Origin of the sequence: Janthinobacterium pasteuri, from assembly GCF_051380775.1 — a bacterium.
Classification (GTDB): Bacteria; Pseudomonadota; Gammaproteobacteria; order Burkholderiales; family Burkholderiaceae_D; genus Janthinobacterium.
Window position 1 is genome coordinate 55,733 of the sequence record NZ_JBNYXS010000002.1, and the last position, 26,724, is coordinate 82,456.

Below are 26,724 nucleotides of genomic sequence, written 5' to 3' on the forward strand. Positions count from 1 at the left end.
AAGCAGGATCTGAATATATATGCGAATGATTAAGAAAACGAATGATTAAGAAAAACAATGTAGTTCTCTGTAGCCTTGCGCTGGCCGCCCTGTTGAGCGGTTGCGGCACGACGGGCGTTCAGGCGCCCGTCGTGGAGCGCCATCCATCGAGCAGCAGCGCCGCCGCCAGCGATCCGCGCGACCGCGACCCGGCCTATTACACGGTCAAGCGTGGCGACACCCTGTTGCGCATCGCCCTGGAACACGGGCAGAATTACCGCGACCTGGTGGCCTGGAATGATTTGAGCAACCCGAACGACATCAAGGTCGACCAGGTGCTGCGCGTGTTGCCGCCAAATGGCGACACGGGCGGCGCGCAAACGTCGGCCATCGTCATGCCGCCAGCAACGGAAATCAAACCGGCCGCGCCTGTCGTGCCGAAGAAAACGGGGCCGCGCGGCGAGAAGCGCGCGTATTCCGACGCCACGCTGGCCGAGTTGCGCGCCGACGGCGGCGCTACCGATGCCAAGCCTGCCCCGGCGCCCGCCCCGGCAACGACTGTTGCCGCCGCACCGGCCGCCGCGGCAGCCCCTGCGGCATCGGCGCCTGGCGACGAGAAGATCAGCTGGATGTGGCCTTCCGAAGGCAAGGTCATCGGCACTTTCGACGAAGGCAAGAACAAGGGCGTCGATATCGCCGGCAAGGCGGGCCAGCAAGTGGTGGCGGCCGGCGCGGGGAAAGTCATGTATGCCGGGAGCGGAATCCGTGGTTATGGTAATCTTGTCATCGTGAAGCACAGTAATAGCTTGTTGTCGGCGTATGCGCATAACCGCAGCATCCTGGTGAAGGAAGGGCAGAACGTCAACAAAGGCCAGGCCATCGCCGAAATGGGTGATTCCGATGCCGACCGCGTGAAGCTGCACTTTGAAATCCGCCAGCAGGGCAAGCCTGTCGACCCTTCGAAATTCCTGCCTAACCGTTAGGTAAAGCAATGACACATGCGCCGCACGATCAGCTGGACGATGAGCCGGAACTGCCGGAAGACGGGGCGGACGAAGTCGTGACGGACGATGCCGGCGAACTCGACGGTGTTGACGCCGTCGACGCAGGCGAGGGCGGCGAGGTGGCCAGCGTCAGCGTGCTGGTCGAAAGTGTCGATGAACTGAAAAAAGTACTGGCGGCCGAGCTGTCGACCGATACCACGCAGCACTATCTGAACCAGATCGGCACGCGGCCCCTTCTGACGGCGGCGCAAGAGGTGCATTACGCCACCCTGGCCAAGCAGGGCAATTTCGAAGCCCGGCAAACCATGATCGAGCATAACCTGCGTCTGGTCGTGTCGATTGCCAAGCATTACATCAACCGCGGCGTGGTCTTGCTCGATATGATCGAAGAGGGCAACATCGGCCTGATGCGGGCCATCGACAAGTTCGAGCCCGAACGCGGTTTCCGTTTTTCCACGTATGCCACCTGGTGGATACGCCAGAGCATCGAACGCGCCATCATGAACCAGGCGCGCACGGTGCGCCTGCCCGTGCACATGGTGCGCGAACTGAACCAGATCCTGCGCGGCAAATACCACCTGGAAGCCCAGCATCACGACGGCAAGGATGCCACTGCGGAAGATATCGCCCATCTGGTGGGCCGTCCCGTGGAAGAGGTACAGGATATCCTGGCCCTGTCTGAGCACGCCACCTCGCTCGACGCGCCGCTCGACAACGATCCGCAGTCGTCCCTGATGGACATGCTGCCGGGCGCCAGCGAAGACAGCCCCGACGCGCGCGCGGAACACCATGAAATGACGGTGCTGGTGCGCGACTGGCTGACCAAGCTGCCCGACAAGCAGCGCGTGGTCATCATGCGTCGTTTCGGCCTCGACAACGACGATCCCGCCACCCTGGAAACCCTGGCCGAGGAAATGGGCGTGACGCGCGAGCGCGTGCGCCAGATCCAGCAGGAAGCCTTGATTAAGTTAAAACGGGCCATGGCGGCGCGCGGCGTGGTGCGCGACTCCCTGCTCTAAGCTGGCGGCCGGTCCGGCTTTTGTCGGCCTGCATCTGCTATCATACGCCCCGCTCGCGGCGCCTGACCTTTCCCCCATTCTTTCAAGTTCCAGCGCGGCCCTGCGTCCTGGCCCACTCTTACCTATTGATCGCTATGCAAGAAAATATCATCGAAATCAAATCGCTCGACATGGACGCCCGTGGCGTTGGCCATATTGAGAACGAAGACGGCTCGCCGGGCAAGGTCGTGTTTGTCGAAGGCGCGTTGCCGGGCGAGCGCGTCAGCTTTGTGACGTTCAAGAAAAAGAAAAACTGGGAAATGGCCCGCATGACGGCGCTGCACCGCGAATCGTCCATGCGCGTGACGCCCAAGTGCAAGCATTTCGACAATTGCGGCGGTTGCTCGATGCAGCATCTGGAGCCGTCGGCCCAGGTGGCGATCAAGCAGCGCGTGCTGGAAGACAACTTGTGGCATATCGGCAAGGTGCGTCCGCAAAGCATCATGCGCCCCATGTATGGCCCGACCTGGGGTTACCGCTACCGCGCGCGCCTGTCGGTGCGCCACGTCAAGAAGAAAGACGCCGTGCTGGTGGGCTTCCATGAAAAGAAATCGGCGTTTGTCGCCGACATGGATAGCTGCGAAATCTTGCCGCCGCACATTTCCGCCATGCTGCTGCCCCTGCGCGCGCTGATCGGTTCGCTGTCCATCTTCGACCAGATGCCGCAGATCGAGCTGGCCGTGGGCGAAGACGTCACCGCGATGGTCTTGCGCATCATGGCGCCGTTGACGGCGGACGATGAAACGAAATTGAAGGCCTTCGCCGACGAGTACGGCGTGCAATGGTGGCTGCAGGTCAAAGGCCCGGAAACGGCCGTGCCGTTCTATCCGCTCGACAAGCAATTGCACTATCTGTTGCCGGAATTCGGCGTCAAGATGCCGTTCAAGCCTGTCGATTTTACGCAAGTGAACCACCATATCAACCGCGTGCTGGTGTCGAAAGCCCTGCGTTTGCTGGAAGTGCAGCCGACCGACCGCGTGGCCGACCTGTTCTGCGGCCTGGGCAATTTTACTTTGCCGCTGGCCACGCAAGGCAGCGCAGTGGTAGGCATCGAAGGCAGCACCACCCTGACGGAGCGGGCGCTGGAAAACGCGCTGGCCAATGGCCTGGCGGAAAAGACCTCGTTCTCGACGCGCAACCTGTTCGAAGTGACAACGGACGACCTGATCGCCTTGGGCCGTTTTGATCGCATCCTCGTCGACCCGCCCCGCGATGGCGCCATGGCCCTGTGCCAGGCATTGGTCGGCTTGTCGCAAGTGCGTCCCGACATGCTGCCGAAACGCATCGTCTACGTCTCGTGCAGCCCGTCGACCCTGGCGCGCGATGCCGGCATCCTGGCGCTGGAAGCGGGCTATGTGCTGAGCAAGGCGGGCGTGGTCAACATGTTCCCGCACACTTCGCACGTCGAATCGATGGCAGTGTTTGATCTGGTCTGAGAGCACACCTGAGAAAACGTCCATAGCTGCGTTGCCTTGCCTAGCCGTACTATTCGTACTGTCTTCGGCAAGGCGCCTTGCTCTGAACGTTTTCAGGCGCGCTGAAGCTATCCATGGCCTGGCGCAGATTCGGCCTTTTCGCATGGTTCCATCCTAATACCACTTACACCGTGTTATAAAATTGGTCTGTTTTTTCTTGATCGATCTCCTCTGTTTGTCCTCCCTTTGCTGTTTTTTCATTGTCCAGTAGGACAACACGCCGTTCGTCTATGCTGCTGCGCTTTTTGCGCGAAGTGGTATTGCCCACTTTGAGGCCACTTTAAAACCACTTGACCGCCTATTTTTTCAGCAGCATGCTGTTCTTGCAACTGCAAAAAAACAAAATCACAGGGTAGCTTTTTTATTGAAGCAGAGTGGTATTTCCGCAAACCTGAACAGGAGACAGCGTGGAAAATTTAATACTCAAAAAAACGATCAGGAACATGATGGTATGTCTGGCCAGCGGTGGCGTGCTGGCAGCATGCGGTGGTGGCGACGCCGGCGCGCCTGCTGGCGCGCAATTGCTGGCGGCCAGCACGGTAGTCGCCTGCGTGCCATGGCAAGAGGGTGGTACGTATAACGCGGGCACGGTGGTCACTTACCTGGGCGCCAACTACACGGCCCTGGTGACGCAGACCGATCACGTGGGCTCCGGCTGGAATCCCGTCTCCACGCCTAGCCTGTGGAGCGCGGGCGGCACCTGTGATGGCGGTACTACGCCGACACCTACTCCCACACCAACGCCGACGCCGACGCCGACGCCAACACCGGTGCCAACGCCGAACCCGACGCCCACCCCGACGCCTACGCCGACACCCACCGGCGGCACCTGCGCGCTGGCGTGGGTGGCCGGGACGGCTTACAGCGCGGGCGCCACCGTCAGCTATGCAGGCACGAATTACCGTGCCAACTACTGGACGCAGGGCGACAACCCGTCGACCAGCAGCGGCGCCGCAGGCACGGGCAAGCCATGGACCAGCCAGGAGATCTGCAGCATCACACCGACGCCTACTCCAACCCCGACGCCGACGCCGACCCCGACGCCGACACCTACGCCGACACCGACGCCGACACCGACGCCGACCCCTACGCCCACACCTACGCCCACGCCAACGCCAACGGGCCGCGAAGTGGGGTCGTACTTCGCGCAGTGGGGCGTGTATGGCCGCGACTATGAAGTGGCGAACGTGCATTCCAGCGGCGTGGCCGACAAGCTGACCTTCATCAACTACGCTTTCGGCAACATCTATCCGAAAAATGGCGGCTACGAGTGCGGCATGATCACCAAGGCGGAGCCGGGCGCGACCAATCCGAATGCGCCGGATGCGGGTACGGGCGGTGATGCTGAGGCCGACTACATCCGTACGCCGAAGCGCACCGTCGATGGCCAGGCCATTCCGTGGGACGCTCCCCTGTCGGGTAACTTCCTGCAGCTGAGAAAGCTGAAGGCGGCGCACCCGAACCTCAAATTGTTCATCTCGCTGGGCGGCTGGAGCTGGTCGAAGAACTTCTCCGTCGGTTCGGCCACCGATGCGCTGCGCAAACAGATGGTGCGTTCCTGCATCGATATCTATATCAAGGGCAACTTGCCGGTGCAGGGTGGGCGCGGTGGCGTGGGCGCGGCGGCCAACATCTTTGATGGCATCGATATCGACTGGGAATACCCGGTGGGCGGTGGCCAGCCGTACAACACGGTCAGCCCCAACGACAAGCGCAACTTCACCTTGCTGATGGCGGAATTCCGCAGCCAGCTCGATGCACTCGGTGCCGCCAACGGCAAGCGCTACCTGTTGACGGCGGCCGTCGGTGCCGGCAAGGACAAGATCGACAATACGGAACCGGCCCTGTACTCGCAGTACATGGATTGGATCAACCTGATGACCTACGATTTCCACGGCGGCTGGGAAAGCAGCACCAACTTCAATGCCCAGCTGTTTGCCGACCCTGCCGATCCGTCGACGGGCATGGCGCGCGAATACGTGGGCGACAAGGCGGTGCAATACATGATTGCCGCCGGCGTGCCGCGCGACAAGCTGCTGCTGGGCATCCCGTTCTATGGCCGCGGCTGGACGGGCGTGGCGCCGGGACCGAACGGCGATGGCCTGTACCAGGCGGCCACGGGCACGGCGCCAGGCACGTACGAGTCGGGCATCGAGGACTATAAAATCCTCGTCGCCAAGGCCGGCACGCGCTACTACCATCCCGTGACCAAGCAGCTGTACCTGTACACGGGCGCGGGTGGCCAGTGGTGGAGCTATGACGATCCGACCGTCATCGGCACCAAGGTGAAATATGTCAAGGACCAGGGCTTGCGCGGCGCGTTTTCGTGGGAACTCGATGGCGATGCGAATGGCGTGCTGGCAACCGAGGTGTGGAAGGTGCGGTAATCTTGATGTAAGGTAAGACGCGGCCGGATAGTAACGCTGCCCGGCCGCTTATGCATATAAAAAAGGAGACAGGTAATGGCGGCGGTATCGACATTCGGAGTCAAGCAGCAGAAGCAGCAGCCGGAGCAGGAACTGAGCCGCGAATGGCGCAGCTGGATCGCGGAAAACCTCATGCTGGGCAGTCATCCGTCGGCGCTGATGCCGGTGCTGCAACAGGCCGGCATCGCTGAGCCCCTGGCGCGCCGCGAAATCGAACTTGCGTTGCACAGCCCGTATCTTGCCGGCGCCGTGCGCCTGTCGAACCGCCTGGCCAAGCGCGACTGGGTGATCGATATCCAGCGCAAGCTGAACCAGTTGCGTCCGACGGAGATTCCCCGCCGCGACAAGCTGTCCGCGCAAGCGTTTCTGGACGAATACTATTCCACCAACCAGCCCGTCATCATCACGGGCATGCTGGACGACTGGCCTGCCATGGCCAAGTGGAGCCCGGCCTACTTCCGCGAACATTATGCACAGCGCGAAGTGGAAGTGCAGTTCGGTCGCGAAGCGGACGCCCAGTACGAAATGAACAGCGTGGCGCACAAGCGCAAGATGGCGTTTGGCGAGTATGCCAGCCTGGTCGAGAGCAGCGGCACGACCAACGATTTTTATATGACGGCGAACAACAATTCGCAGAACCGGCAAGCCTTGCGCGAGTTGTGGGACGATATCGGCCAGCTGCCCGAATACCTGGAACAGGAGGGCGGCCGCACGGGCTTTTTATGGTTTGGCCCGGCCGGCACGGTGACGCCATTCCACCACGACCTGACGAACAACTTCATGGCCCAGGTGAAAGGGCGCAAGCGGCTGCGCATCATGGCCGCCTGCGAGGTGGCGCGCGTGTACAATCAGCGCCACTGTTTTACCCCCGTCGACGGGCGCGACATCGACTTGCAGCGCTATCCGCTGATGGCCGACGTGCAAGTGCGCGAATGCGTGCTGGCACCGGGCGAAATCCTGTTTTTGCCCGTCGGCTGCTGGCATTTTGTCGAGGCGCTGGATATTTCCCTGACCGTAGCCTTTACCAATTTCAAATGGGATAACGATTTTTATAGCAAGTATCCAGCGAATCACGACTTTTGATAGCGTTGCCGCATGGCGCGAAACTGCCGCGAACGGCCCCGTACAGGCGGCTTTTTTCACAGACGTAAAAAAGCCGACCCGAGGGTCGGCTTTTTGCTTTCCTAATCGTCGCGATTAGTCGCGGCTGCCGCCGGCCAAGCCCAGCAGGGACAGCAGGCTGGTGAAGATGTTGTACACGTCCAGGTAGATGCGCAGGGTGGCCGAGATGTAGTTGGTCTCGCCGCCGTTGATGATTTGCTGCACGTCATACAGGATGTAGGCCGAGAAGATGGCGATGGCGACCATGGAGATCACGATCGACAGTGCCGACAGGCCCAGGAAAATGTTCGCTACCGATGCCAGGATCAGCACGATCACGCCGGCGAACAGCCATTTGCCCATGGCCGAGAAGTCGCGCTTCGACACTGTGGCGATGGTCGCCATCACGGCCAGGATGGTGGCCGTGCCGCCGAATGCCGTCATGATCAGCATGCCGCCGTTCGAGTAACCGAGCGTGCGCGTCAGGATAGGCGTGAGCATCAGGCCCATGAAGAAGGTAAAGCCCAGCAGGACGGCGACGCCGAGGCCCGAGTTCTTGGTCTTTTCAATCGCGTACATGAAGCCGAATGCGACGGCCATGAAGATGATGAATCCCATGCCGCCGGTCAGCATCGGCAAATGCATTTGCACGCCGATGAATGCGCCCAGCACGGTCGGTATCATGGACAGCGCCAGCAGCCAGTAAGTGTTGCGCAAGACCTGATGGCGGACTTGCTGCATGCCCCCCGACAGGTCAAAGGTGCGTTGCATGTTCTGATTCATAGTGCCTCCGTGTTGTCAATTCAAATTACTACTTTGTCCAAGGATAGCATGGACCCCGGTTTTTGCAAAAAAACCAGCTTAAGATTTCATTAAACTCAGGCAGGGGCAGAAGATGCTCAGCTGGCTGTCTGGGTGATATGGGGTGGAGTATGGTAAAATAAAAGGTTGATTGAGTTATCAATTTACCGTTTTAAACCTTACTTTTTATTGGAGTTTTCACACATGGCAATCGAACGCACCCTGTCGATCATCAAACCAGACGCAGTTGCAAAAAACGTAATCGGTCAAATCTACACCCGTTTTGAAAACGCTGGCCTGAAAATCGTTGCAGCACGCATGACCCAACTGTCGCGCGAACAAGCTGAAGGCTTCTACGCAGCGCACAAAGAACGCGGCTTCTTCAAGGATCTGGTCGACTTCATGGTTTCCGGTCCAGTCATGATCCAAGCCCTGGAAGGCGAAAACGCCGTTCTGGCCCACCGTGACCTGATGGGCGCGACCGATCCGAAGAAAGCAGAAAAAGGCACGATCCGCGCCGATTTCGCCGATTCGATCGACGCCAACGCCGTACACGGTTCCGACGCTGTTGAAGCTGCTAAAGTGGAAATCGCTTACTTCTTCCCAGAACTGAAGGCTTAATTGCCTTAGATAACGTTATTTCCTGGCGTTATCTGTGAAATAACTTATCACCCCCTGTTCCCGCTGCGCTGTGGAGTTTTCGCTCCTGATGCGCGCGGGGACGGATTTTTAGAATAGACATGATCATGAATACGACGACCCTCACCAACTTGCTGGACCTCGATCCCGCGCAACTCATCGCCTACTGCGCCGAGTTGGGAGAGAAACCGTTTCGTGCGAAACAACTGCAACGTTGGATACACCAGTTCGGCGCCTCCGATTTCGACGCCATGACGGACCTGGCCAAGTCGCTGCGCGACAAGCTGGCCACGCGCGCCGAAGTGCGCGCCCCGGCCATCATCAGCGACCACACCTCGACGGATGGCACGCGCAAGTGGCTGGTCGACGTGGGCAATGGCAATGCCGTGGAAACCGTGTTCATTCCGGAAGAAAACCGCGGCACCCTGTGCATCTCGACCCAGGCCGGTTGCGCCGTGAACTGCCGTTTCTGCTCGACGGGCAAGCAAGGCTTCAATCGTAACCTCAGCGTTGGCGAAATCATCGGCCAGCTGTGGATGGCGGAATTTGAATTGCGCCGCACCAAGGGCATCGAGCCGGGTCCGAAAGGCGAGCGCCAGATCACCAACGTGGTGATGATGGGCATGGGCGAGCCCCTGCTGAACTTTGAGCCGACCGTCACGGCCCTGAAATTGATGCTCGACGACAACGCCTACGGCCTGTCGCGCCGCCGCGTGACCCTGTCGACCTCGGGCGTGGTACCGATGATGGACAAGCTGTCGCAGGAAGTGCCGGTGGCCCTGGCCGTCTCGCTGCACGCCTCGAACGATGCGCTGCGCGACGGTTTGATTCCACTGAACAAGAAATACCCGCTGAAGGAATTGATGGCGGCCTGCAAGCGCTACCTGGAATTCGCCCCACGTGATTTCATCACGTTTGAATATTGCATGCTCGACGGCGTCAATGACAGCGACGAACACGCGCGCGAACTGCTGGCGCTGGTGCAAGACCGCGAGTTCGGCGTGAACTGCAAGTTCAACCTGATTCCATTCAATCCCTTCCCCGAGTCGGGCCTGTTCCGCTCGAAAAACCCGCGCATCAAGGCGTTTGCCCAGGTACTGATGGACGGCGGCATCATTACCACCGTGCGCAAGACGCGCGGCGACGATATCGATGCGGCCTGCGGCCAGCTGGCCGGCGAAGTCAAGGACCGCACGCGGGTGCAGGAACGCATGGAAAAGATGACTGAGTATCAACAGAAATTTGGCGCCAATTTCGGCAAGATCGTGGAGATCCGCTCCTGATGAGGGAAAGCATGGCTTACCAACGCTCGCTTGCTGTGGCCGCTGTCTGCCTGGCTGTGCTGCTGGTCGGCTGTGCTTCTGCTTCTTCCGCAAGCCGCGCCATTGGCGCTGGCCAGGACAAGCAGGCAAGCGCCGATGAGCGCGCCGCGCTGCGCCTGCAGCTGGCCAGCGCGTATTATGCGCAAGGTCAGTTCGACGTGGCCCTGGCGGAAGCGGAGCTAGCCGTGCAGCTGGTGCCGAACGATGCGCAGGCCTATGGCGTGCGCGCCCTGATCCTGGCGGCCCAGCGGCAAACTGCGTCTGCCGAGAAAGATTTCCTTTACGCTTTGCGCCTTGCGCCCCACAATCCTGAGTTGAGCAATAATTACGGCCTGTTTTTGTGCCAGACGGGACGCGCCGCGCAATCGCTGGCATATTTCGATGCGGCACTGGCGGACGCGGCGTATGTGTCGCCGGAAAAAGCGCTCAACAATGGGGGTGCTTGCAGCCTGGCCCTGCATGATTACCCGCGTGCCAGCGCGTATTTGATGCGCGCGGTACGGATCGCACCAGATGTGGCAGTAACGAATGCCGGCCTGGTGCGCGTGTATTACCAACAGCAAGACTACCGGCAAGCGGCTCATTATTTGCAGCGGCTCGGTACGATAGCAACAATGGAGAGCCAGACGGCCGATGTGCTGTGGCTCGGGATCAAGGTGCAGCATAAGCTCGGGGATGCGGGTGCGGAAGCTGGCCTGGGTGCGCATTTGCGCAACCACCATTCCGGCTCCCCCGAATATGCTGCTTATCAAAATGGGGCGTTTGATGAGTGAGACAGGGATACCAATGAATTCAGAGTGGGCAGAAACGCCTCAGCAGCAGCCCCAGGGCAATCTTGCGTTGGCAGGCGCACAGTTGAAGGCGCAGCGCGAAGCGCTGGGTTGGCCGGTGGAACAGGTGGCAGACCAGCTCAAGCTGGCGCCACGCCAGGTGATCGCGCTGGAAGAGGGTGACATGGCGGCCTTGCCAAACGTGGCAGTGGTGCGTGGTTTCGTGCGCGCCTATGCCAAGGTGGTCAAGCTCGACGCGGCGCCGCTGGTAGCCATGATTGAAGTGCACCCGGCGCCGGCGCAAGATCCGGCTGTCGCGCCCGTGCGGCGCGAGATTTCCGCCACCTTCTCCGAATCGCGCTTCCCGTCGATGACGCAGCGTTCGTCGAACCAGACTCCCCTCTGGATCGCCGGTGCCGTGGCTGTCGTCGTGGCTGCCGCTTTTGGTGCATACAAGCTGGGCTATGTGCCGGCCAGCCTGCTGGCGCAAGCCGACAAGGAAGCCGTGCATCCGAACGTGGTTGGTCCCGTGGAAACGACCCTGGTCAAGCCGGGGCAGGATCTGTCGCCCGTGCAGACGCCGTCCGTGCCGCTGATCTCCGTGCCTCCGCCTCCGGGCAACGACACGCAGACGGGTGCGCCAGCCGCGTCCGCGCCGGCAGCAGCGCCAGTCGCTACGCCGGAAGCGGCGGCTGTTACGCCACCGGCAGCGGTCTCGAATGCGCTGGTATTGACGGTGGAGCAGGATTCCTGGGTCGAGATTCGCCGTCCTGGCGCCGCGCCGCTGATTTCGCGCATGGTCAAGGCTGGCAGCACGGAAACGTTTGATATCACGGGCCCGGCCACCTTGGTGGTGGGCAAGCCCGGTGTCGTGCAGGCAACCTTGCGCGGCGCCAAGCTGGACTTGCCGATCGTTGCGGGCGGCACGATCTCGCGCGTTAGTATCAAATAAGTATCAAATAAGCATCAAGCAAGTATCCAATAACTCACAAGACACTATTATGGCTACCTCGAAAACAGCGATCGGCTCCGGTCCTTCCGGCCGGCGCGACAGCCGCAAAGTGCTGATCGCGCACGGCCAGCGCCAGATCTGGGTGGGCGGCGACGCCCCCGTGGTGGTGCAGTCGATGACGAACACGGACACGGCCGATGCCATCGGCACGGCGATCCAGATCAAGGAACTGGCGCGTGCCGGTTCGGAACTGGTGCGCCTGACGGTGGACCGTCCTGAGGCAGCTGCGGCCGTGCCGTATATCCGCGAGCAGCTCGACAAGATGGACATCGACGTGCCGCTGGTGGGCGACTTCCATTACAACGGCCATACCCTGCTCAATGACTACCCCGATTGCGCGCGCGCGCTGTCGAAGTACCGCATCAATCCTGGCAACGTGGGCAAGGGCGCCAAGCGCGACACGCAATTTGCGCAAATGATCGAAGCGGCTTGCAAGTACGACAAGCCGGTGCGCATCGGCGTGAACTGGGGTAGCCTGGATCAAGCCTTGCTGGCACGCATCATGGATGAAAACGCGGGCCGCAGCGATCCGTGGCCGGCGCAAGCCGTCATGTATGAGGCGCTGGTGACGTCGGCGATTGAGAACGCCGTGCGCGCCGAAGAGCTGGGACTGGCGCGCGACAAGATCATCCTGTCGTGCAAAGTGTCCGGTGTGCAAGACCTGATCGCCGTGTACCGCGAACTGGCCCAGCGCTGCGACTATCCGCTGCACCTGGGCCTGACGGAAGCGGGGATGGGCAGCAAGGGCATCGTGGCGTCCACTGCGGCGCTGTCCGTGCTGCTGCAAGAGGGCATCGGCGACACCATCCGCATCTCGCTGACACCGGAGCCGGGCGGCGACCGCACGCGTGAAGTCATCGTCGGTCAGGAAATTTTGCAAACCATGGGCTTGCGCAAGTTCGCGCCCATGGTGATCGCCTGCCCGGGCTGTGGCCGCACGACGTCGACCACCTTCCAGGAGTTGGCCGACAACATCCAGACGTATCTGCGCGAACAGATGCCTGAATGGAAGAAATCATATCCGGGCGTGGAAGCGATGAACGTGGCCGTCATGGGCTGCATCGTCAACGGTCCGGGCGAATCGAAGCATGCGAACATCGGCATCAGCCTGCCCGGCACGGGCGAGTCGCCGGCCGCGCCCGTGTTTGTCGACGGCGAAAAAGTCGTCACCCTGCGCGGTGAACGCATCGTCGAGGAATTCCAGGACATCGTCTTGAAGTATGTACAGAGTCACTATGGAAGCACGGTTGCCGTCTGAGCCTGATCCGATAAAAAAGTAAAGAAGAACACTATGTCCGAAAATAAAAAAGCAGATAAGATCACCGGCGTGAAAGGCATGAATGACGTGCTGCCCGCCGACGCCCCGCTGTGGGAATTGTTTGAAAATACGGCGCAATCCGTGCTGCAAAGCTATGGCTTCCAGCAGATCCGCACGCCGATCGTGGAAGAAACGAAACTGTTCGCGCGCGCCATCGGCGCCGTGACCGATATCGTGGAAAAGGAAATGTATTCGTTCACCGATTCGATGAACGGCGACAACCTGACCTTGCGTCCGGAAGGCACGGCTGGCGTGGTGCGCGCCGTGGTCGAGCACAACCTCGTCTACGAAGGTCCGAAACGCCTGTGGTACAAGGGCCAGATGTTCCGCCACGAGCGCCCGCAAAAAGGCCGCTATCGCCAGTTTCACCAGTTTGGCGTGGAAGCCATCGGTTTCACGGGCCCGGATATCGACGCCGAGATCATCATGCTGTCGCGCCGCCTGTGGGATGACCTGGGCCTGGAAGGCATCCGCCTGGAACTGAACTCGATCGGCGACGCGGACGAGCGCCTGCGCCACCGCGCCGACCTGATCGCCTACCTGGAAAGCCACAGCGAGCTGCTCGACGAAGAAGCCAGGCGCCGCCTGCACAGCAATCCGCTGCGCATCCTCGACACCAAGAACCCTGCCATGCAGGACCTGGTCAATGGCGCACCGAAACTGCTGGACTACCTGGGCGAGGAATCGCTGGCGCACTTCCACGGCGTGCAGAAGATCTTGAACCACAACAATATTCCGTTCACCATCAATCCACGCCTGGTGCGCGGCCTCGATTACTACAACCGCACGGTGTTCGAGTGGGTCAGTGACAAGCTGGGTGCGCAAGGCACGGTCTGCGCCGGTGGCCGCTATGACGGCATGGTGGAAATGTTCGGCGGCAAATCGACGCCAGCCGTCGGTTTCGGCATGGGCGTCGAGCGCCTGGTGCTGCTGATGAAGGATGCGGCCGAACCGGAAGCGCCGGCCCAGTGCGACGTCTACCTGGTGCACCAGGGCGAGCAGGCAGGCTTGCAAGCCTTCGTGCTGGCCGAGCGGATTCGCGATGCGGGCCTCGACGTTGTGCTACATTGCGCAGCGAGCAACGGCGGCGGCAGCTTCAAGACGCAAATGAAAAAGGCCGATGCCAGCGGCGCGGCGTTTGCCGTGATCATGGGCGACGATGAAATCGCCAACAATGTCGCGACGGTGAAAGCCATGCGCGAAGCCGATGCAGGCGCGCAGCAAAACACGGTACCGTTCGACGATGTCGTCGATTACGTGGTGGACCAGATCATCGGCGACCACGATTGCGGCCATGACCACGGTCCTGGCGGCCATGTGCATCACCACCATTGATTTGAAGCAAGACCGTACTACCCTCGATCAACTACTCAATAAAACTGACGACCCATGGCATACGATCACGAAGAACAAGAACAACTGGCAACCCTCAAGGCCTGGTGGCAGCGCAATGGCAATCTGACCTCCTGGGTCCTGATCGTGGCGCTGGCAGGTTACAGCGGCTGGGCTGGCTGGCAGTATTACCAGCGCACGCAGGCTGCGCAAGCGGGCCAGTTGTACGACGAACTGCAAAACGCCATCGCCGCCAAGGACACCGCCAAGGTGATGCGCGCGGCCGGCGACATGCAATCGCGTTTCAGCGGCACGGCGTATGCGCAGATGAGCGCCCTGGCCGCGGCCAAGGTGGCATTTGACGCGAACGACCTGAAAATGGCCAAGACCCAGCTGCAATGGGTGGCCGAGCACGGCACGGAAGAGTACAAGGCCATCGCCAAGCTGCGCCTGGCCGGTGTCCTGCTGGACGAAAAAGCCTACGATGAAGCGTTGAAAGTGCTGGCGACGGCCGGCGTGGCGCAATTTGCCGGCGCCGTGGCCGACCGCAAGGGCGATATCCTGGTGGCGCAAAACAAGCTGGCCGATGCACGCGCGGCCTACCTGGCCGCGCTGGCTGCGACGGACAAGAACAATCCAGGCCGTCAATTGATCCAGGTCAAACTGGAGGCGATTGGCCGTACGGTGCCGGAAGACAAGGCCAAGGCTGACAAGGCCGCCGCCTGACAGGAACACTGATGGTGTGGCCATGCGGCGTTTTGCGCCGCCTGCCATGCCCTTACAAGTACAAGAAAAAGGTTGGATAACACTTATGCGTGTCACTGAAAAGCTGGTAGCTGCAAGTCTGTTGGCCCTGATGGCCGGATGCTCGTCCTGGAACCCGTTTGCCTCGAAAGACCCGAAAGTCGAACCGGCCAAGCTGGTCGAGTTAAAATCGAGCATTGGCGTACGCGACGCCTGGAAGTATTCGATCGGCAAGGCTGGCGTGTACGCGTTTACGCCTGCGCTGGCCGGCAACAGCCTGTACGTGGTCAATGCCGATGGCGCACTGGCGCGCCTGGATGCGGCCAGCGGCCGTGAAACGTGGCGCATCAAGGCCGGCAGCGACATCACTTCCAGCGCCGGCAGCGATGGCGCGCTGGTGGCCGTGGGCGCTGCCAAGGGCGCCGTGCTGGCCTTTGATGCCGATGGCAAGCAACTGTGGAAGGCACAGGCGTCCAGCGAAGTGCTGACGCCGCCTGTCGTTGGACAGGGCGTGGTCGTGGTGCGCAGCGTGGATAACCGCATCGTCGGCTTCGATGCCAAGACGGGCGAGCGCAAGTGGACGGTGCAGCGCGCCACGCCGGCACTGACCCTGCGCAATGCGCCGGGCATGGTGCTGGGCGGCGCAAATGTCTACGTGGCCCAGCCGGGCGGCAAGCTGCTGGCACTGACGGCCGCCACCGGTGTGGTACGCTGGGAGATCGTCGTCAGCGAACCGCGCGGCGCCACCGAACTGGAGCGCGTCTCCGACATTGCCGGCACGCCGGTGGTGTTCGAGGGCGAAGTGTGCGCCGTCACGTACCAGGGCAAGGCGGGCTGCTTCGATGCCGCCACGGGCGTGCCGCGCTGGACCAAGCCGATCTCGTCCGATGTGGGCGTGGCCGTCGACCAGCGTTTCGTGTTTGCCGCCGACGCCCAGGGCGCCGTGGTGGCGTTCAGCCGCGACGGCGGCCAGAGCGCCTGGAAGAATGAGGCGCTGGCGCGCCGCCGCCTGTCGACGCCGGCCTCCTTTGGCCGCAGCGTCGCCGTCGGTGACTATCAAGGTTATATCCACTTCCTGTCACGGGAAGATGGCGCATTAATAGGTCGGGTCAGCACCGACGGTAGTCCGATTGTTTCGGCTCCCGTTGTGGCAGGTTCGAATTTGATTTTTCAAACCCAATCAGGGACAGTGACCGCTCTCGCGGTCGAGTAATACAATGAAGCCGGTAATTGCACTAGTAGGTCGACCCAATGTTGGGAAATCGACTTTATTCAATCGTCTGACCCGCTCGCGCGATGCGCTGGTGGCGGATTTGCCTGGGTTGACGCGCGATCGTCACTATGGCGAAGGCCGTGTCGGCGAACGTCCCTTCCTGGTCATCGATACGGGTGGTTTCGAACCCGTCGCCAAGGAAGGCATCATGCACCAGATGGCACTGCAGACCAAGCAGGCCGTGGCCGAGGCCGACGTGGTGGTCTTCATCGTGGACGGCCGCCAAGGCCTGACTCCGCATGACAAGACCATCGTTGACTTCCTGCGCAAGAGCGGTCGACCGGTCTTGTTGGTGGTCAATAAAAGCGAAGGCATGCGCTATACGGCCGTCGTGTCCGAATTCTATGAATTGGGCATGGGCGATCCGTATGCGATCTCGTCGGCGCACGGCGACGGCGTCAACGACCTCGTCGAAGTGATGCTGGACCTGGCCTTCGCGCAGCGTCCGGATGAGCCTGAAGAGCTGGAAAAGACCGACCGCGGCATCAAGATTGCCCTCGTGGGCCGTCCGAACGTGGGCAAGTCGACGCTGATCAACACCCTGCTGGGCGAAGAGCGCGTGATCGCTTTCGACATGCCGGGCACAACGCGCGACTCGATCGAGATTCCGTTCGAGCGCGATGGCCAGCAATACACGCTGATCGACACGGCCGGTATCCGCCGCCGCGGCAAGGTGTTTGAAGCGATCGAGAAATTTTCGGTGGTGAAAACCCTGCAATCGATTTCCGAAGCCAACGTGGTGGTGCTGATGCTCGACGCGCAGCAGGATATTTCCGAGCAGGATGCGCATATCGCCGGCTTCATCCTGGAATCGGGCCGCGCGCTGGTGGTGGCAGTGAACAAGTGGGATGGCTTGCAATCGCACGAACGCGACGAGATCAAGATCGATATCGACCGCAAGCTCGATTTCCTGTCGTTCGCGCAGATGCATTTCATTTCGGCGCTGAAGGGCACCAACATCGGTCCATTGATGAAGTCGCTCAACGCCGCGTATGCGGCCGCCATGTGCGACCTGTCGACGCCGAAGCTGACGCGCGCCCTGATCGAGGCGGTGGAGAAACAGGAGCCACGCCGCAAGGGCTCGATCCGTCCGAAGCTGCGCTATGCTCACCAGGGCGGCATGAACCCGCCTGTGATCGTCATTCACGGCAATGCGCTCGACGCCGTTGGCGATCCATACAAGCGCTATCTGGAAAAACATTTCCGCGATACGTTTGCCCTGGTCGGCACGCCGCTGCGCATCGAACTGCGCACGGGTAAAAACCCGTTTGCACGCACGCCAAGCAAGTAATGATTTAACAGCTGGATTAAGTGCATATTAAGGCGCCGCAGAGATAATGCGGCGCCGACTGCCAATTCAACGGCATTTGCACGAAAATAATAAAGTGTTAATGCGCCATGCGCGACAGCGATCGTGAAAACAGGTTACAGTAGCTATGACGCATCTTTCTCTCTTTGAAAGGTGTGAGAGCACTTGAAATCAAGCGAGTCGCCTCCAATTCTTACACAACAACATAAACAAACGGAGCTGTTATGAGCAACAAAGGGCAACTGTTACAAGACCCATTCCTCAATGCATTACGCAAAGAGCATGTTCCTGTCTCGATCTACCTGGTCAATGGCATTAAATTGCAGGGCCATATCGAATCGTTCGATCAATATGTCGTATTGCTGCGCAATACAGTGACACAGATGGTGTACAAGCATGCCATCTCGACAGTGGTGCCGGCGCGTGCCGTCAATCTCAATATTGAATCTGAAGCGGAGTAAAGCGTTGAGCTTGAAGGCCCAGCGCCTTTCACCCTCCATCGCCCCCGTCCGCGCCTGCGGCGCTGATGCGTTTGCATCGGCGTCGGCGTGCGCCGCAACTTATCTGATGCCATCATGCGCGCCGTACTAGTCGGGGTTGACTTCGGTCACAGCGACTTCGCCGCCAGCATGGAGGAGCTCATGCTGTTGTCGCGCTCGGCTGGCGCAGACCCGATTTCCACCATCACGGCCAAGCGTTCCAGTCCCGATTCCGCGTATTTCGTCGGTAGCGGCAAGGCCGATGAAATCGGCGACGTCGTCGTCAACGATGGCCTGGAAATCGTCATCTTCAATCACGCCCTGTCACCTGCCCAGCAGCGCAATCTGGAAAAGCGCCTGAACGTGCGGGTGCTCGACCGTACCAGCCTGATCCTCGACATCTTCGCGCAGCGCGCCAAGAGCCACGAGGGCAAGCTGCAAGTCGAGCTGGCGCAGCTGCAGCATCTGGCCACGCGCCTGATCCGCGGCTGGACTCACCTTGAACGGCAAAAGGGCGGTATCGGCTTGCGCGGTCCCGGTGAGACGCAGCTTGAAACGGACCGCCGGTTGATCGGCGACCGTGTCAAGGCCCTGCGCGCGCGCCTGGAAAAACTGCACAAGCAGCGCGAAACGCAACGCCGCGCGCGCGGCCGCAATCACACATTCTCGGTGTCCCTGGTCGGCTATACCAATGCCGGCAAGTCGACGCTGTTCAATGCCGTGACCAAGGCCGGTGTGTACGTTGCCGACCAGTTGTTCGCCACCCTGGACACCACCTCGCGCCGGGTTTACCTGGGCCAGGAAGTGGGCAATGTGGTGATCTCCGACACAGTCGGCTTCGTGCGCGAATTGCCGCATCAGCTGGTGGCCGCTTTCCGCGCCACGCTCGAAGAAACCATTCATGCCGATCTGCTGCTGCATGTCGTCGACGCTGCGTCGCCGGTACGCATGGAGCAGATCGAGCAGGTCAACCTGGTCTTGAAAGAGATCGGCGCCGATCATATTCCGCAGATTCTCGTGTGGAACAAGATCGATGCGGCCGGGCTGGAGCCTTCGGTGGAGCGCGACGAATATGCTACGATCAGTCGCGTCTTCGTCAGTGCGCAGAAGGGCAGCGGGCTCGACCTGCTGCGCGATGCGATCGTCGAGATGGCCAGGAAGGCGCCTCGTTCGGCGCACCTGTATCAGAACGACGCAGCATCGCAGGAAGATCAGTTGGACGGTCAGTACGACCAGCACGATGGCGCCGCCCCGGACCAGGACGAAGAGCCTGGCGAGGACGATAGGATTTCCACCCACTCCCAAGTCGGAACACGATAGTTATGCTTGTCTCCCTACTCAAAAAAACAGGCTTGAAGTTGTCCCTGAACGATCCCCGCTGGGGCAATCGCAAGGACGACGGCAAGAAAGCCCAAGAAGGCAAAAAGCCCGGCGAAGGTCCGCCGGACCTCGATCAGTTGTGGCGCGATTTCAATCAGCGCCTGAACGCCTTTTTCGGACAAAAGAACCGTCCCGACAACGGCGGCAATAACGGCGGCGGCAGCGGCCCGCGTCCCGACATGAAGGGTGCCGGCATCACCGCCGGCGTGGTCGGCGTGATCGCCGTCTTCATCTGGTTGGCCAGCGGCGCCTTCATCGTGCAAGAGGGCCAGAGCGGCGTGGTGCTGACGTTTGGCCAATACACGCGCACGGCGCCGGCCGGTCTCAACTGGCGCTGGCCGTATCCGTTCCAGAGCGATGAAACCGTGAATGTGTCGCAGGTGCGCACGGTGGAAGTCGGGTATCGCACGTCGCTGCGCAACAAGCAGGCCAGCGAGTCGCTGATGCTGACGGACGATGAAAACATCATCGACATCCAGTTCGCGGTGCAGTACACGCTGAAAGATCCGGTGGAATGGCTGTTCAGCCTGCGCGACCAGGAAGACACCCTGCGCCAGGTTGCCGAGACGGCGATCCGCGAAGTGGTCGGCCGCAGCAAGATGGACTTCGTGCTGTATGAAGGCCGCGAAAAAGTGGCCTTCGACACGCAAAAATTGATGCAGCAGATTCTTGAAGATTACAAGGCTGGCGTGTTGATTAACAACGTGACCATGCAGGCCGTGCAGCCGCCGGAGCAGGTGCAAGCCGCCTTCGACGATGCCGTCAAGGCAGGCCAGGACCGTGAGCGCCAGAAGAATGAAGGCCAGGCCTACGCCAATGACGTCATTCCGAAAGCACGCGGCGCAGCATTCCGCCTGGTGCAGGAAGCCGAGGCTTACCGGGCCATGGTGACCGAGAACTCCGAAGGTAATGCCTCGCGCTTCAAGCAGGTGCTGGTCGAGTACCAGAAGGCGCCGGCCGTCACGCGCGACCGCATGTACCTGGAAACGATGCAGCAAGTGTTCAGCAGTGCCAGCAAGGTCATGGTTGACGCCAAGACGGGCAGCAATCTGCTGTATCTGCCGCTCGACAAGCTGATCGCCCAGACGGCTGCCACCGATGCTGCCGCTGCCGCCGCCCGTGCTGCCGCGACACCCGCAGCCAACACCGTTTTGCCACAGGAAGCCATGCCGACAGTAGAAGTCAATCAGCGCCGCGACAGCCGCTCTTCGCGTGAACGGGAGAGCCGCTAATGAATCGTATCGTTGCCGCCCTGATCGCGGGCTTTATCGCGATCATGCTCCTTTCCTCGACCGTGTTTGTCGTCGATCAGCGTAAATACGCCATCGTCTTCGCCCTGGGCGAGGTCAAGGACGAAATCAGCGAACCAGGCTTGTACTTCAAGCTGCCGCCGCCGTTCCAGAACGTCATCTACCTGGACAAGCGGATCCTGACGCTGGACACGCCGGAGCCGGAGCGCTTCATCACGGCCGAGAAGAAGAATATCCTCGTCGACGCGTATGTGAAGTGGCGCATCGTCAATCCGAAGAAATATTTCCGCAGCTTCGGCGGCGATGAAAGCCGCGCCCGCAACCGCATGTCGCAAATCGTCAAGGCCGCACTGAACGATGAAATCACCAAGCGCACGGTGCGCGAAGTGATCTCGGGCGAGCGCGGCAAGGTGATGCAGGCGATCAAGGCCAAGGTGGCGGCCGAGGCCGAGGCTATCGGCGTGGGCATCGTCGATGTGCGCCTGAAACGTGTCGATTACGTCGAGCAGATCAATAACTCCGTGTACGAGCGCATGAAGTCCGAGCGCGTGCGCGTGGCCAATGAGCTGCGTTCGACCGGTTCGGCCGACTCCGAGAAAATCCGCGCCGACGCCGACAAGCAGCGCACGGTGATCCTGGCCGAAGCGTATCGCGAAGCAGAGAAGATCCGCGGCGAGGGCGATGCCAAGGCGTCGCAGATCTATGCGGAAGCGTTTGGCAAGAATCCGGAGTTCTACAAGTTCTACCGTAGCCTGGAAGCCTACCGCGCCACGTTCAAGGACAAGGGCGACGTGATGGTGGTCGATCCGAGTTCGGAATTCTTCAAGTACTTCAAGGGTAACGGCACGGCCGCTCCATCCAAGAAGTAAGGCAGCATCCAGACTGCATCCGGCCGCAAGGGCGGGTGGCAGCAGCGGCGGGGCCGGCGTCAATGCCGGCCCCGTTTTTTTATGCCCGACATGCTGTTGCGGGAAGGCGTAAAATGCGGTGTTTTTAGGGCTGTGCGGCAGCGTTTCGGACAACTTATCCCTAAAGGCCCGTGTTTTCGCGTAAAATATCAGGTTCGGCCTCTTGCCTGGCGCGCTCGCCGCTGCCTCGCATGATGCATTTTTTCAACTTTCTTCCGTATCTCGCTCCCTCATGCCGAATTGGCTTTTGCCCGAAAATATTGCCGATGTTCTGCCGTCGGAAGCGCGCAAGATCGAAGAGCTGCGCCGCCTCATGCTGGATAATTTCCGTCTGTACGGATATGAACTGGTCATGCCGCCGCTGCTCGAGTATCTGGAATCGCTGATGACTGGCGCTGGCAAGGATACCGACCTGCGCACGTTCAAACTGGTCGACCAGCTGTCGGGCCGCATGCTCGGCCTGCGGGCCGACATGACGACGCAAGTGGCGCGCATCGACGCGCACCTGCTCAACCGTGCCACCGTGACCCGCCTGTGCTATGCCGGCAGCGTGCTGCATACCCGTCCATCGGGTCTGCACGCCACCCGCGAACCGCTGCAGATCGGCGCCGAAATCTATGGCCACGCCGGCCTGGAAGCGGATGCCGAGATTCAGGAGCTGGCGCTCGCTTCGCTGGCACTGGCCGGTTTCGACGCGGTCCGCCTGGATTTGTCGCACGTCGGCCTGTTGCGCGCTATCATTGCGCAAGACGCCGCTGCCGTGCGCGACGAGGCTGCGCTGTACACCTTGCTGCGCGCGAAAGATGCGCCGGGCCTGCGTGCCCTGACCGCCGCCTACGATCCCGTCACGCGCGATGCGCTTTTGGCCTTGCCGAATCTGTATGGCGACATCGAGGTGCTGGCGCGTGCGCGCCAAGTGCTGCCGCCGTTGCCGGGCGTGCTGAAGGCGCTGGCCGAGCTGGCCGCGCTGGCAGGATCTGCCCTGGGCCGCGCCGAAGTGGCGATCGACCTGGCCGACCTGCGCGGCTACCAATATGAAAGCGGCGCGATGTTTGCGCTGTATGTACCTGGCTTGCCGAACGCGGTTGCGCGCGGCGGCCGTTATGACCACGTCGGCGAAGCGTTCGGCCGGGCTCGTCCCGCGACCGGCTTCTCGCTCGATTTGCGCGAACTGGCGCGCCTGTTGCCGACCGCGGAACGCAAGCATTCGATCCGCGCGCCGTGGGGCAGCGCGCCAGAATTGAAGGAAAAAATCGCCGAGTTGCGCAAGGCGGGCGAGGTCGTGATCCAGAGTATGCCGGGTCACAGTAATGAACAAGACGAGTTCGAGTGCGATCGCGTGCTGGTACTTGCCGATAATGGTAGTAGCTGGATTCTTAAAAACTTAGGTTGAGTGATGTCAAAGAAAATTATGGCAAAGAACGTCGTTGTCATCGGCACCCAATGGGGCGATGAAGGTAAAGGCAAGATCGTCGATTGGTTGACCGATCACGCCCAGGGTGTGGTGCGCTTCCAGGGCGGCCACAATGCAGGCCACACGCTGGTCATCGGCGGCGTGAAAACCGCGCTGCAACTGATCCCTTCGGGCATCATGCGTCCAGGCGTGGCCTGCTACATTGGTAACGGCGTGGTCGTTTCCGTGCCGGACGTGCTGCGCGAAATCGACAAGCTCGAAGCTGTGGGCGTCGAAGTCGCCTCGCGCCTGAAAGTGTCGGACGCTGCGCCCGTGATCCTGCCGTACCACACCGCGATCGACCTGGCGCGTGAAGTCAAGCGTGGCGATGCGAAGATCGGTACCACCGGCAAGGGCATCGGCCCGGCCTATGAAGACAAAGTGGCGCGCCGCGCGATCCGTATCGCCGACCTGCTGAACGAGAAGCGCTTTGCCGAAAAGCTGGCCGAGAACCTCGATTACCACAACTTCGTGCTGGAAAACTACCTGAAAGCACCGAAAGTCGACTATCAGAAGACCCTCGACGACGCGCTGGCCTATGTGCCGCGTCTGCGCCCGATGGTCACCGACGTGTCGAGCGCGCTGTACAAGGCGCACAAGGCCGGCGCGAACCTGCTGTTCGAAGGCGCGCAGGGTTCCCTGCTTGACGTCGACCACGGCACCTATCCGTTCGTCACCTCGTCGAACTGCGTGGCCGGCAATGCCGCTGCCGGTTCGGGCGTGGGCCCAGGCATGCTGCACTACATCATGGGCATCACCAAGGCTTACACGACGCGCGTCGGTTCCGGTCCGTTCCCTTCGGAACTGCCAACGGATGCAGGCGTCGGCCACCACCTGGCGCAAGTCGGCCATGAATTCGGCACCGTGACGGGCCGCGCCCGCCGTTGCGGCTGGTTCGACGCCGCCTTGCTGCGCCGCTCCGTGCAGATCAATGGTGTGACGGGCATGTGCCTGACCAAGCTGGACGTACTGGACGGTATCGAAACGCTGAAACTGTGCACCGGCTACACCATCGACGGCGTGGCCACGGACATCTTCCCATCGGGCGCTGAAGAAGCCGCACGTTGCGTACCGGTGTACGAAGAGATGCCAGGCTGGACGGAAAGCACCGTCGGCGCGAAATCGCTGGCGGCCTTGCCAGCGACGGCGCGCGCTTACATCAAGCGCATCGAAGAACTGGTCGGCGTACCGGTGGACATGGTTTCGACCGGTCCGGATCGTGAAGAAACGATCGTGCTGCGCCACCCATTCGAGTAAGCTGCTGGACACAATCCGCCGCAAGGCGGATTTTTTTAATCACGCTAATAATAAGATTTCACTATCATGACTACCCCACAATCGAACGATCAACATCTCTGGGTCAACTGGGAAGAGTACCACCGCCTGATCGAGCGCCTGGCGCTCAAGGTCTACGAATCGGGCTGGAAATTTGACCAGGTGCTGTGCCTGGCGCGCGGCGGCGTGCGTCCTGGCGACGTGTTCTCGCGCATTTTTGATTTGCCGCTGGCCATCCTGTCGACCAGCTCCTACCGTGAAGACGCGGGCACCGTGCGCGGCGATCTCGATATCGCCAAGTACATGACCATGACCAAGGGTCCGCTGGCCGGCCGCATCCTGCTGGTCGACGACCTGGCCGATTCCGGCGTCACCCTGGACAAGGTCACGCGTCACCTGAAGGAAAACTTCCCTGACGTGACCGAAGTCAAATCGGCAGTGATCTGGCTGAAAGGCTGCTCCGTCGTGCGTCCGGACTACTTCCTCGACGAATTGCCGCACAATCCTTGGATCCATCAGCCGTTCGAAGACTATGACGGCCTGCGCCCGCACCAGTTGGCGGCGTGGATCAAGAAGGGCGAAGCAGGCAAGTAATTGCGTGCGCGCTTGCAAAAAAAAGACGATCGTGTATCGTCTTTTTTTTCGTCCAAGGAAATGCGATGACCATACTGACGACGGCGCGCCTGCGCCTGGAACCGATCAACGAGAGCCACTACGAGCGCATGCGCACCCTCAACACCGATCCCGAGGTGATGACTTATCTGAACGCAGGCCAGCCCGAGACGGAAGAGGTGACGCGCGCGGCCATCACGCGCACCATGGGGCGCTGGGCCGAGTGGGGTTATTCGTGGTGGGCGATGATACGCCTTGACGATGGCGCGCTGGTGGGCATGGCGTGCCTGCAGCACCTCTCCGGCGACAGGGCCAATCCGCTTGAAATCGGCTGGCGCCTGGCGCGGACCAGCTGGGGCCAGGGCTATGCCAGCGAGGCGGCCGCCGCCATCGTCGCGCATGCGTTTGACGTCGTCGGCGCGCCTGAAGTGGTGGCGGTGGCGCACCCGGACAACGCCGCCTCGATCAAGGTCATGACGCGCCTGGGCATGCAATACGCGGGCATGGAACGCCATTACGACCTCGATAGCGTGGTGTATCGCTTGCAGCGTCCATGACGGAAACGCAGAAGCCCCTGAAGCTGGGCTGCAGCTACGGCGTGCGGTTTTCGCCCGATGGCACGCGCCTGGCCGTGCTGGGCCGCGACCTGGTCCTGTGGGACGTGGCGGCACGGCAGAAACTGTGGCGCGGCAAGTTCATCGCGCACATGTCGGGCATGGCGTTCTCGCCCGATGGCAGTCGGCTGGCCATCAAGAGCACGACGGGCCAACTGGCCGTAGTGGATGCCCGGGCGGGCCAGTTGCTGCTGAACTTCCAGAACAAAAAGGATGGCGAAGGCTGCGCTCCCGCGTGGTCGCCATGCGGCCGCTATCTGGCCGACGGCGGCTGGGATGGCCATCTGCGGATGCGCGAGGCGCAAACGGGCGCGACGCTTTTCACGCAGGCGCATTCGGGCGAGATGCTGCGGGGTGTCTACGCTATCGATGGCGGGCGGCGTTTGCTGGTCCAGCATGGCGTCAAATCGGTGGGCGATGGGCAGGCGCAGCCGCCCGATTACTGCAGCGTGTGGGACTGGCCCTTGCAAGACGGTGGTAGGCGCGTGGTGCTGTCGCTGCCAGGCCTGATGTCGTGCGCGCCGTCACCGGATGGGGAATCTTTGGCCGTGCTGCACCACGCCGGCGGCACGCAGTATCTGTCCATGTACGCGCTGGCCGACGGCCGCTGTCTGGCCAAGGTGCCAGTGGAGGCGGGTGGCGGCACGGGCAACGGCTTGCGCTGGCTGCCCGACGGCAGCGCGCTGGGACGCATCGGCAAGGGCAAGCTGCTGTTTTACGGCTGGCCGGGGCTCGGCATGCTGGCAGAATACGCTTTTACGTATCCGTGCGCGCTGGACTTTTTGCCTGGATCGCCACTGGCCGCCATCGGCTCCTGGGAATCTGGCATGCTGATGGATCTGAATGTTCTTAAGGAAACCGCATGATCACCTGTTATTTGCGCTACATCATCGACCCGTATAAATTGCGCGAATTCGAAGCCTACGGCAAGCTGTGGATACCGCTGGTCGAACGCTTCGGCGGTCAGCACCATGGCTACTTCCTGCCGTCCGAAGGCGCCAGCAACGTGGCCCTGGCCATGTTTTCATTCCCCAGCCTGGCCCTGTATGAGCAGTACCGCAGCGATTCGATGCAGGACGCCGAGTGCCAGGCGGCCTTCCGCTACGCCGAAGAGACGCGCTGCATCGTCAGCTATGAGCGCAGTTTTTTTCGCCCCGTGTTTTGCTGAAACGGCGCGCTTTCCCGCTATC

The 26,724-nt window shown here is 61.1% G+C and carries 25 protein-coding genes; 24 read left to right on the forward strand and 1 reads right to left on the reverse strand.

Annotated elements, in window-relative coordinates; translation table 11 throughout:
- The first annotated feature begins 41 nt into the window (after positions 1-41).
- From ACQ4WN_RS02600 to ACQ4WN_RS02620, 5 genes are all read left to right on the forward strand, one after another.
- Positions 42-962, forward strand: a complete 921-nt coding sequence (locus ACQ4WN_RS02600; RefSeq protein WP_436550139.1) for a peptidoglycan DD-metalloendopeptidase family protein — start codon at positions 42-44, stop codon at positions 960-962.
- Between the two features lie 8 nt (positions 963-970).
- On the forward strand, positions 971-2,002 hold the full coding sequence (gene rpoS, locus ACQ4WN_RS02605; RefSeq protein WP_426056919.1) for an RNA polymerase sigma factor RpoS: 1,032 nt from the start codon (positions 971-973) through the stop codon (positions 2,000-2,002).
- Positions 2,003-2,136: 134 nt separating this feature from the next.
- Positions 2,137-3,477: a 23S rRNA (uracil(1939)-C(5))-methyltransferase RlmD gene (gene rlmD / locus ACQ4WN_RS02610; protein ID WP_436550140.1), complete on the forward strand. Its 1,341-nt coding sequence runs from the start codon at positions 2,137-2,139 to the stop codon at positions 3,475-3,477.
- A 482-nt stretch (positions 3,478-3,959) separates the two neighbouring features.
- Positions 3,960-5,903, forward strand: coding sequence for a glycosyl hydrolase family 18 protein (locus ACQ4WN_RS02615; protein ID WP_436550141.1), 1,944 nt, complete (start codon positions 3,960-3,962; stop codon positions 5,901-5,903).
- Positions 5,904-5,978: 75 nt separating this feature from the next.
- Positions 5,979-7,025, forward strand: coding sequence for a cupin-like domain-containing protein (locus ACQ4WN_RS02620; RefSeq protein WP_436550142.1), 1,047 nt, complete (start codon positions 5,979-5,981; stop codon positions 7,023-7,025).
- Between the two features lie 114 nt (positions 7,026-7,139).
- On the opposite strand, the gene ACQ4WN_RS02625 is transcribed toward ACQ4WN_RS02620, so the two are convergent.
- Positions 7,140-7,826, reverse strand: coding sequence for a Bax inhibitor-1/YccA family protein (locus ACQ4WN_RS02625; RefSeq protein ID WP_436550143.1), 687 nt, complete (start codon positions 7,824-7,826; stop codon positions 7,140-7,142).
- Between the two features lie 222 nt (positions 7,827-8,048).
- Between ACQ4WN_RS02625 and ndk the strand changes: the two genes are divergently transcribed.
- From ndk to ACQ4WN_RS02720, 19 genes are all read left to right on the forward strand, one after another.
- Positions 8,049-8,465, forward strand: coding sequence for a nucleoside-diphosphate kinase (gene ndk, locus ACQ4WN_RS02630; protein ID WP_070223377.1), 417 nt, complete (start codon positions 8,049-8,051; stop codon positions 8,463-8,465).
- A gap of 125 nt (positions 8,466-8,590) precedes the next feature.
- The gene (gene rlmN, locus ACQ4WN_RS02635; RefSeq protein WP_034752035.1) at positions 8,591-9,766 is read left to right on the forward strand and encodes a dual-specificity RNA methyltransferase RlmN; all 1,176 of its coding nucleotides are present in this window, start codon (positions 8,591-8,593) and stop codon (positions 9,764-9,766) included.
- An 11-nt stretch (positions 9,767-9,777) separates the two neighbouring features.
- A complete protein-coding gene (pilW, locus tag ACQ4WN_RS02640) occupies positions 9,778-10,578 on the forward strand; it encodes a type IV pilus biogenesis/stability protein PilW (protein ID WP_436550144.1) in 801 nt (266 codons plus the stop codon).
- A gap of 67 nt (positions 10,579-10,645) precedes the next feature.
- Complete coding sequence (locus ACQ4WN_RS02645) at positions 10,646-11,527, forward strand: RodZ domain-containing protein (protein ID WP_436550145.1); 882 nt, start codon at positions 10,646-10,648, stop codon at positions 11,525-11,527.
- A 49-nt stretch (positions 11,528-11,576) separates the two neighbouring features.
- Complete coding sequence (gene ispG / locus ACQ4WN_RS02650) at positions 11,577-12,845, forward strand: flavodoxin-dependent (E)-4-hydroxy-3-methylbut-2-enyl-diphosphate synthase (protein ID WP_436550146.1); 1,269 nt, start codon at positions 11,577-11,579, stop codon at positions 12,843-12,845.
- Positions 12,846-12,878: 33 nt separating this feature from the next.
- Positions 12,879-14,240: a histidine--tRNA ligase gene (gene hisS, locus ACQ4WN_RS02655; RefSeq protein WP_436550147.1), complete on the forward strand. Its 1,362-nt coding sequence runs from the start codon at positions 12,879-12,881 to the stop codon at positions 14,238-14,240.
- 54 nt (positions 14,241-14,294) lie between these two features.
- A complete protein-coding gene (locus ACQ4WN_RS02660) occupies positions 14,295-14,963 on the forward strand; it encodes a YfgM family protein (RefSeq protein WP_436550148.1) in 669 nt (222 codons plus the stop codon).
- A gap of 85 nt (positions 14,964-15,048) precedes the next feature.
- A complete protein-coding gene (gene bamB, locus ACQ4WN_RS02665; protein WP_436550149.1) occupies positions 15,049-16,194 on the forward strand; it encodes an outer membrane protein assembly factor BamB in 1,146 nt (381 codons plus the stop codon).
- 4 nt (positions 16,195-16,198) lie between these two features.
- On the forward strand, positions 16,199-17,545 hold the full coding sequence (der, locus tag ACQ4WN_RS02670) for a ribosome biogenesis GTPase Der (protein ID WP_034752028.1): 1,347 nt from the start codon (positions 16,199-16,201) through the stop codon (positions 17,543-17,545).
- A gap of 242 nt (positions 17,546-17,787) precedes the next feature.
- Positions 17,788-18,024, forward strand: a complete 237-nt coding sequence (gene hfq / locus ACQ4WN_RS02675; protein WP_008450615.1) for an RNA chaperone Hfq — start codon at positions 17,788-17,790, stop codon at positions 18,022-18,024.
- Between the two features lie 114 nt (positions 18,025-18,138).
- Positions 18,139-19,362 carry a GTPase HflX gene (gene hflX / locus ACQ4WN_RS02680; protein ID WP_436550150.1) on the forward strand — a complete coding sequence of 408 codons (1,224 nt, stop codon included), beginning with the start codon at positions 18,139-18,141 and terminating at the stop codon, positions 19,360-19,362.
- Positions 19,363-19,364: 2 nt separating this feature from the next.
- Positions 19,365-20,654 carry an FtsH protease activity modulator HflK gene (hflK, locus tag ACQ4WN_RS02685; protein ID WP_436550151.1) on the forward strand — a complete coding sequence of 430 codons (1,290 nt, stop codon included), beginning with the start codon at positions 19,365-19,367 and terminating at the stop codon, positions 20,652-20,654.
- Positions 20,654-21,541 carry a protease modulator HflC gene (gene hflC, locus ACQ4WN_RS02690; RefSeq protein WP_436550152.1) on the forward strand — a complete coding sequence of 296 codons (888 nt, stop codon included), beginning with the start codon at positions 20,654-20,656 and terminating at the stop codon, positions 21,539-21,541. The genes hflK and hflC overlap by 1 nt, the downstream gene beginning before the upstream one ends.
- A 271-nt stretch (positions 21,542-21,812) precedes the next feature.
- Positions 21,813-22,973: an ATP phosphoribosyltransferase regulatory subunit gene (locus ACQ4WN_RS02695; protein WP_436550153.1), complete on the forward strand. Its 1,161-nt coding sequence runs from the start codon at positions 21,813-21,815 to the stop codon at positions 22,971-22,973.
- Between the two features lie 3 nt (positions 22,974-22,976).
- Complete coding sequence (locus ACQ4WN_RS02700; RefSeq protein WP_096236844.1) at positions 22,977-24,290, forward strand: adenylosuccinate synthase; 1,314 nt, start codon at positions 22,977-22,979, stop codon at positions 24,288-24,290.
- A gap of 66 nt (positions 24,291-24,356) precedes the next feature.
- Complete coding sequence (locus tag ACQ4WN_RS02705; RefSeq protein ID WP_034752020.1) at positions 24,357-24,902, forward strand: phosphoribosyltransferase; 546 nt, start codon at positions 24,357-24,359, stop codon at positions 24,900-24,902.
- A 65-nt stretch (positions 24,903-24,967) separates the two neighbouring features.
- Positions 24,968-25,477, forward strand: coding sequence for a GNAT family N-acetyltransferase (locus ACQ4WN_RS02710; RefSeq protein WP_436550154.1), 510 nt, complete (start codon positions 24,968-24,970; stop codon positions 25,475-25,477).
- A complete protein-coding gene (locus ACQ4WN_RS02715) occupies positions 25,474-26,400 on the forward strand; it encodes a WD40 repeat domain-containing protein (RefSeq protein ID WP_436550155.1) in 927 nt (308 codons plus the stop codon). Before ACQ4WN_RS02710 ends, ACQ4WN_RS02715 begins: the two co-directional genes overlap by 4 nt.
- Positions 26,397-26,702 carry an NIPSNAP family protein gene (locus ACQ4WN_RS02720; RefSeq protein WP_436550156.1) on the forward strand — a complete coding sequence of 102 codons (306 nt, stop codon included), beginning with the start codon at positions 26,397-26,399 and terminating at the stop codon, positions 26,700-26,702. The genes ACQ4WN_RS02715 and ACQ4WN_RS02720 overlap by 4 nt, the downstream gene beginning before the upstream one ends.
- Positions 26,703-26,724: the final 22 nt, after the last annotated feature.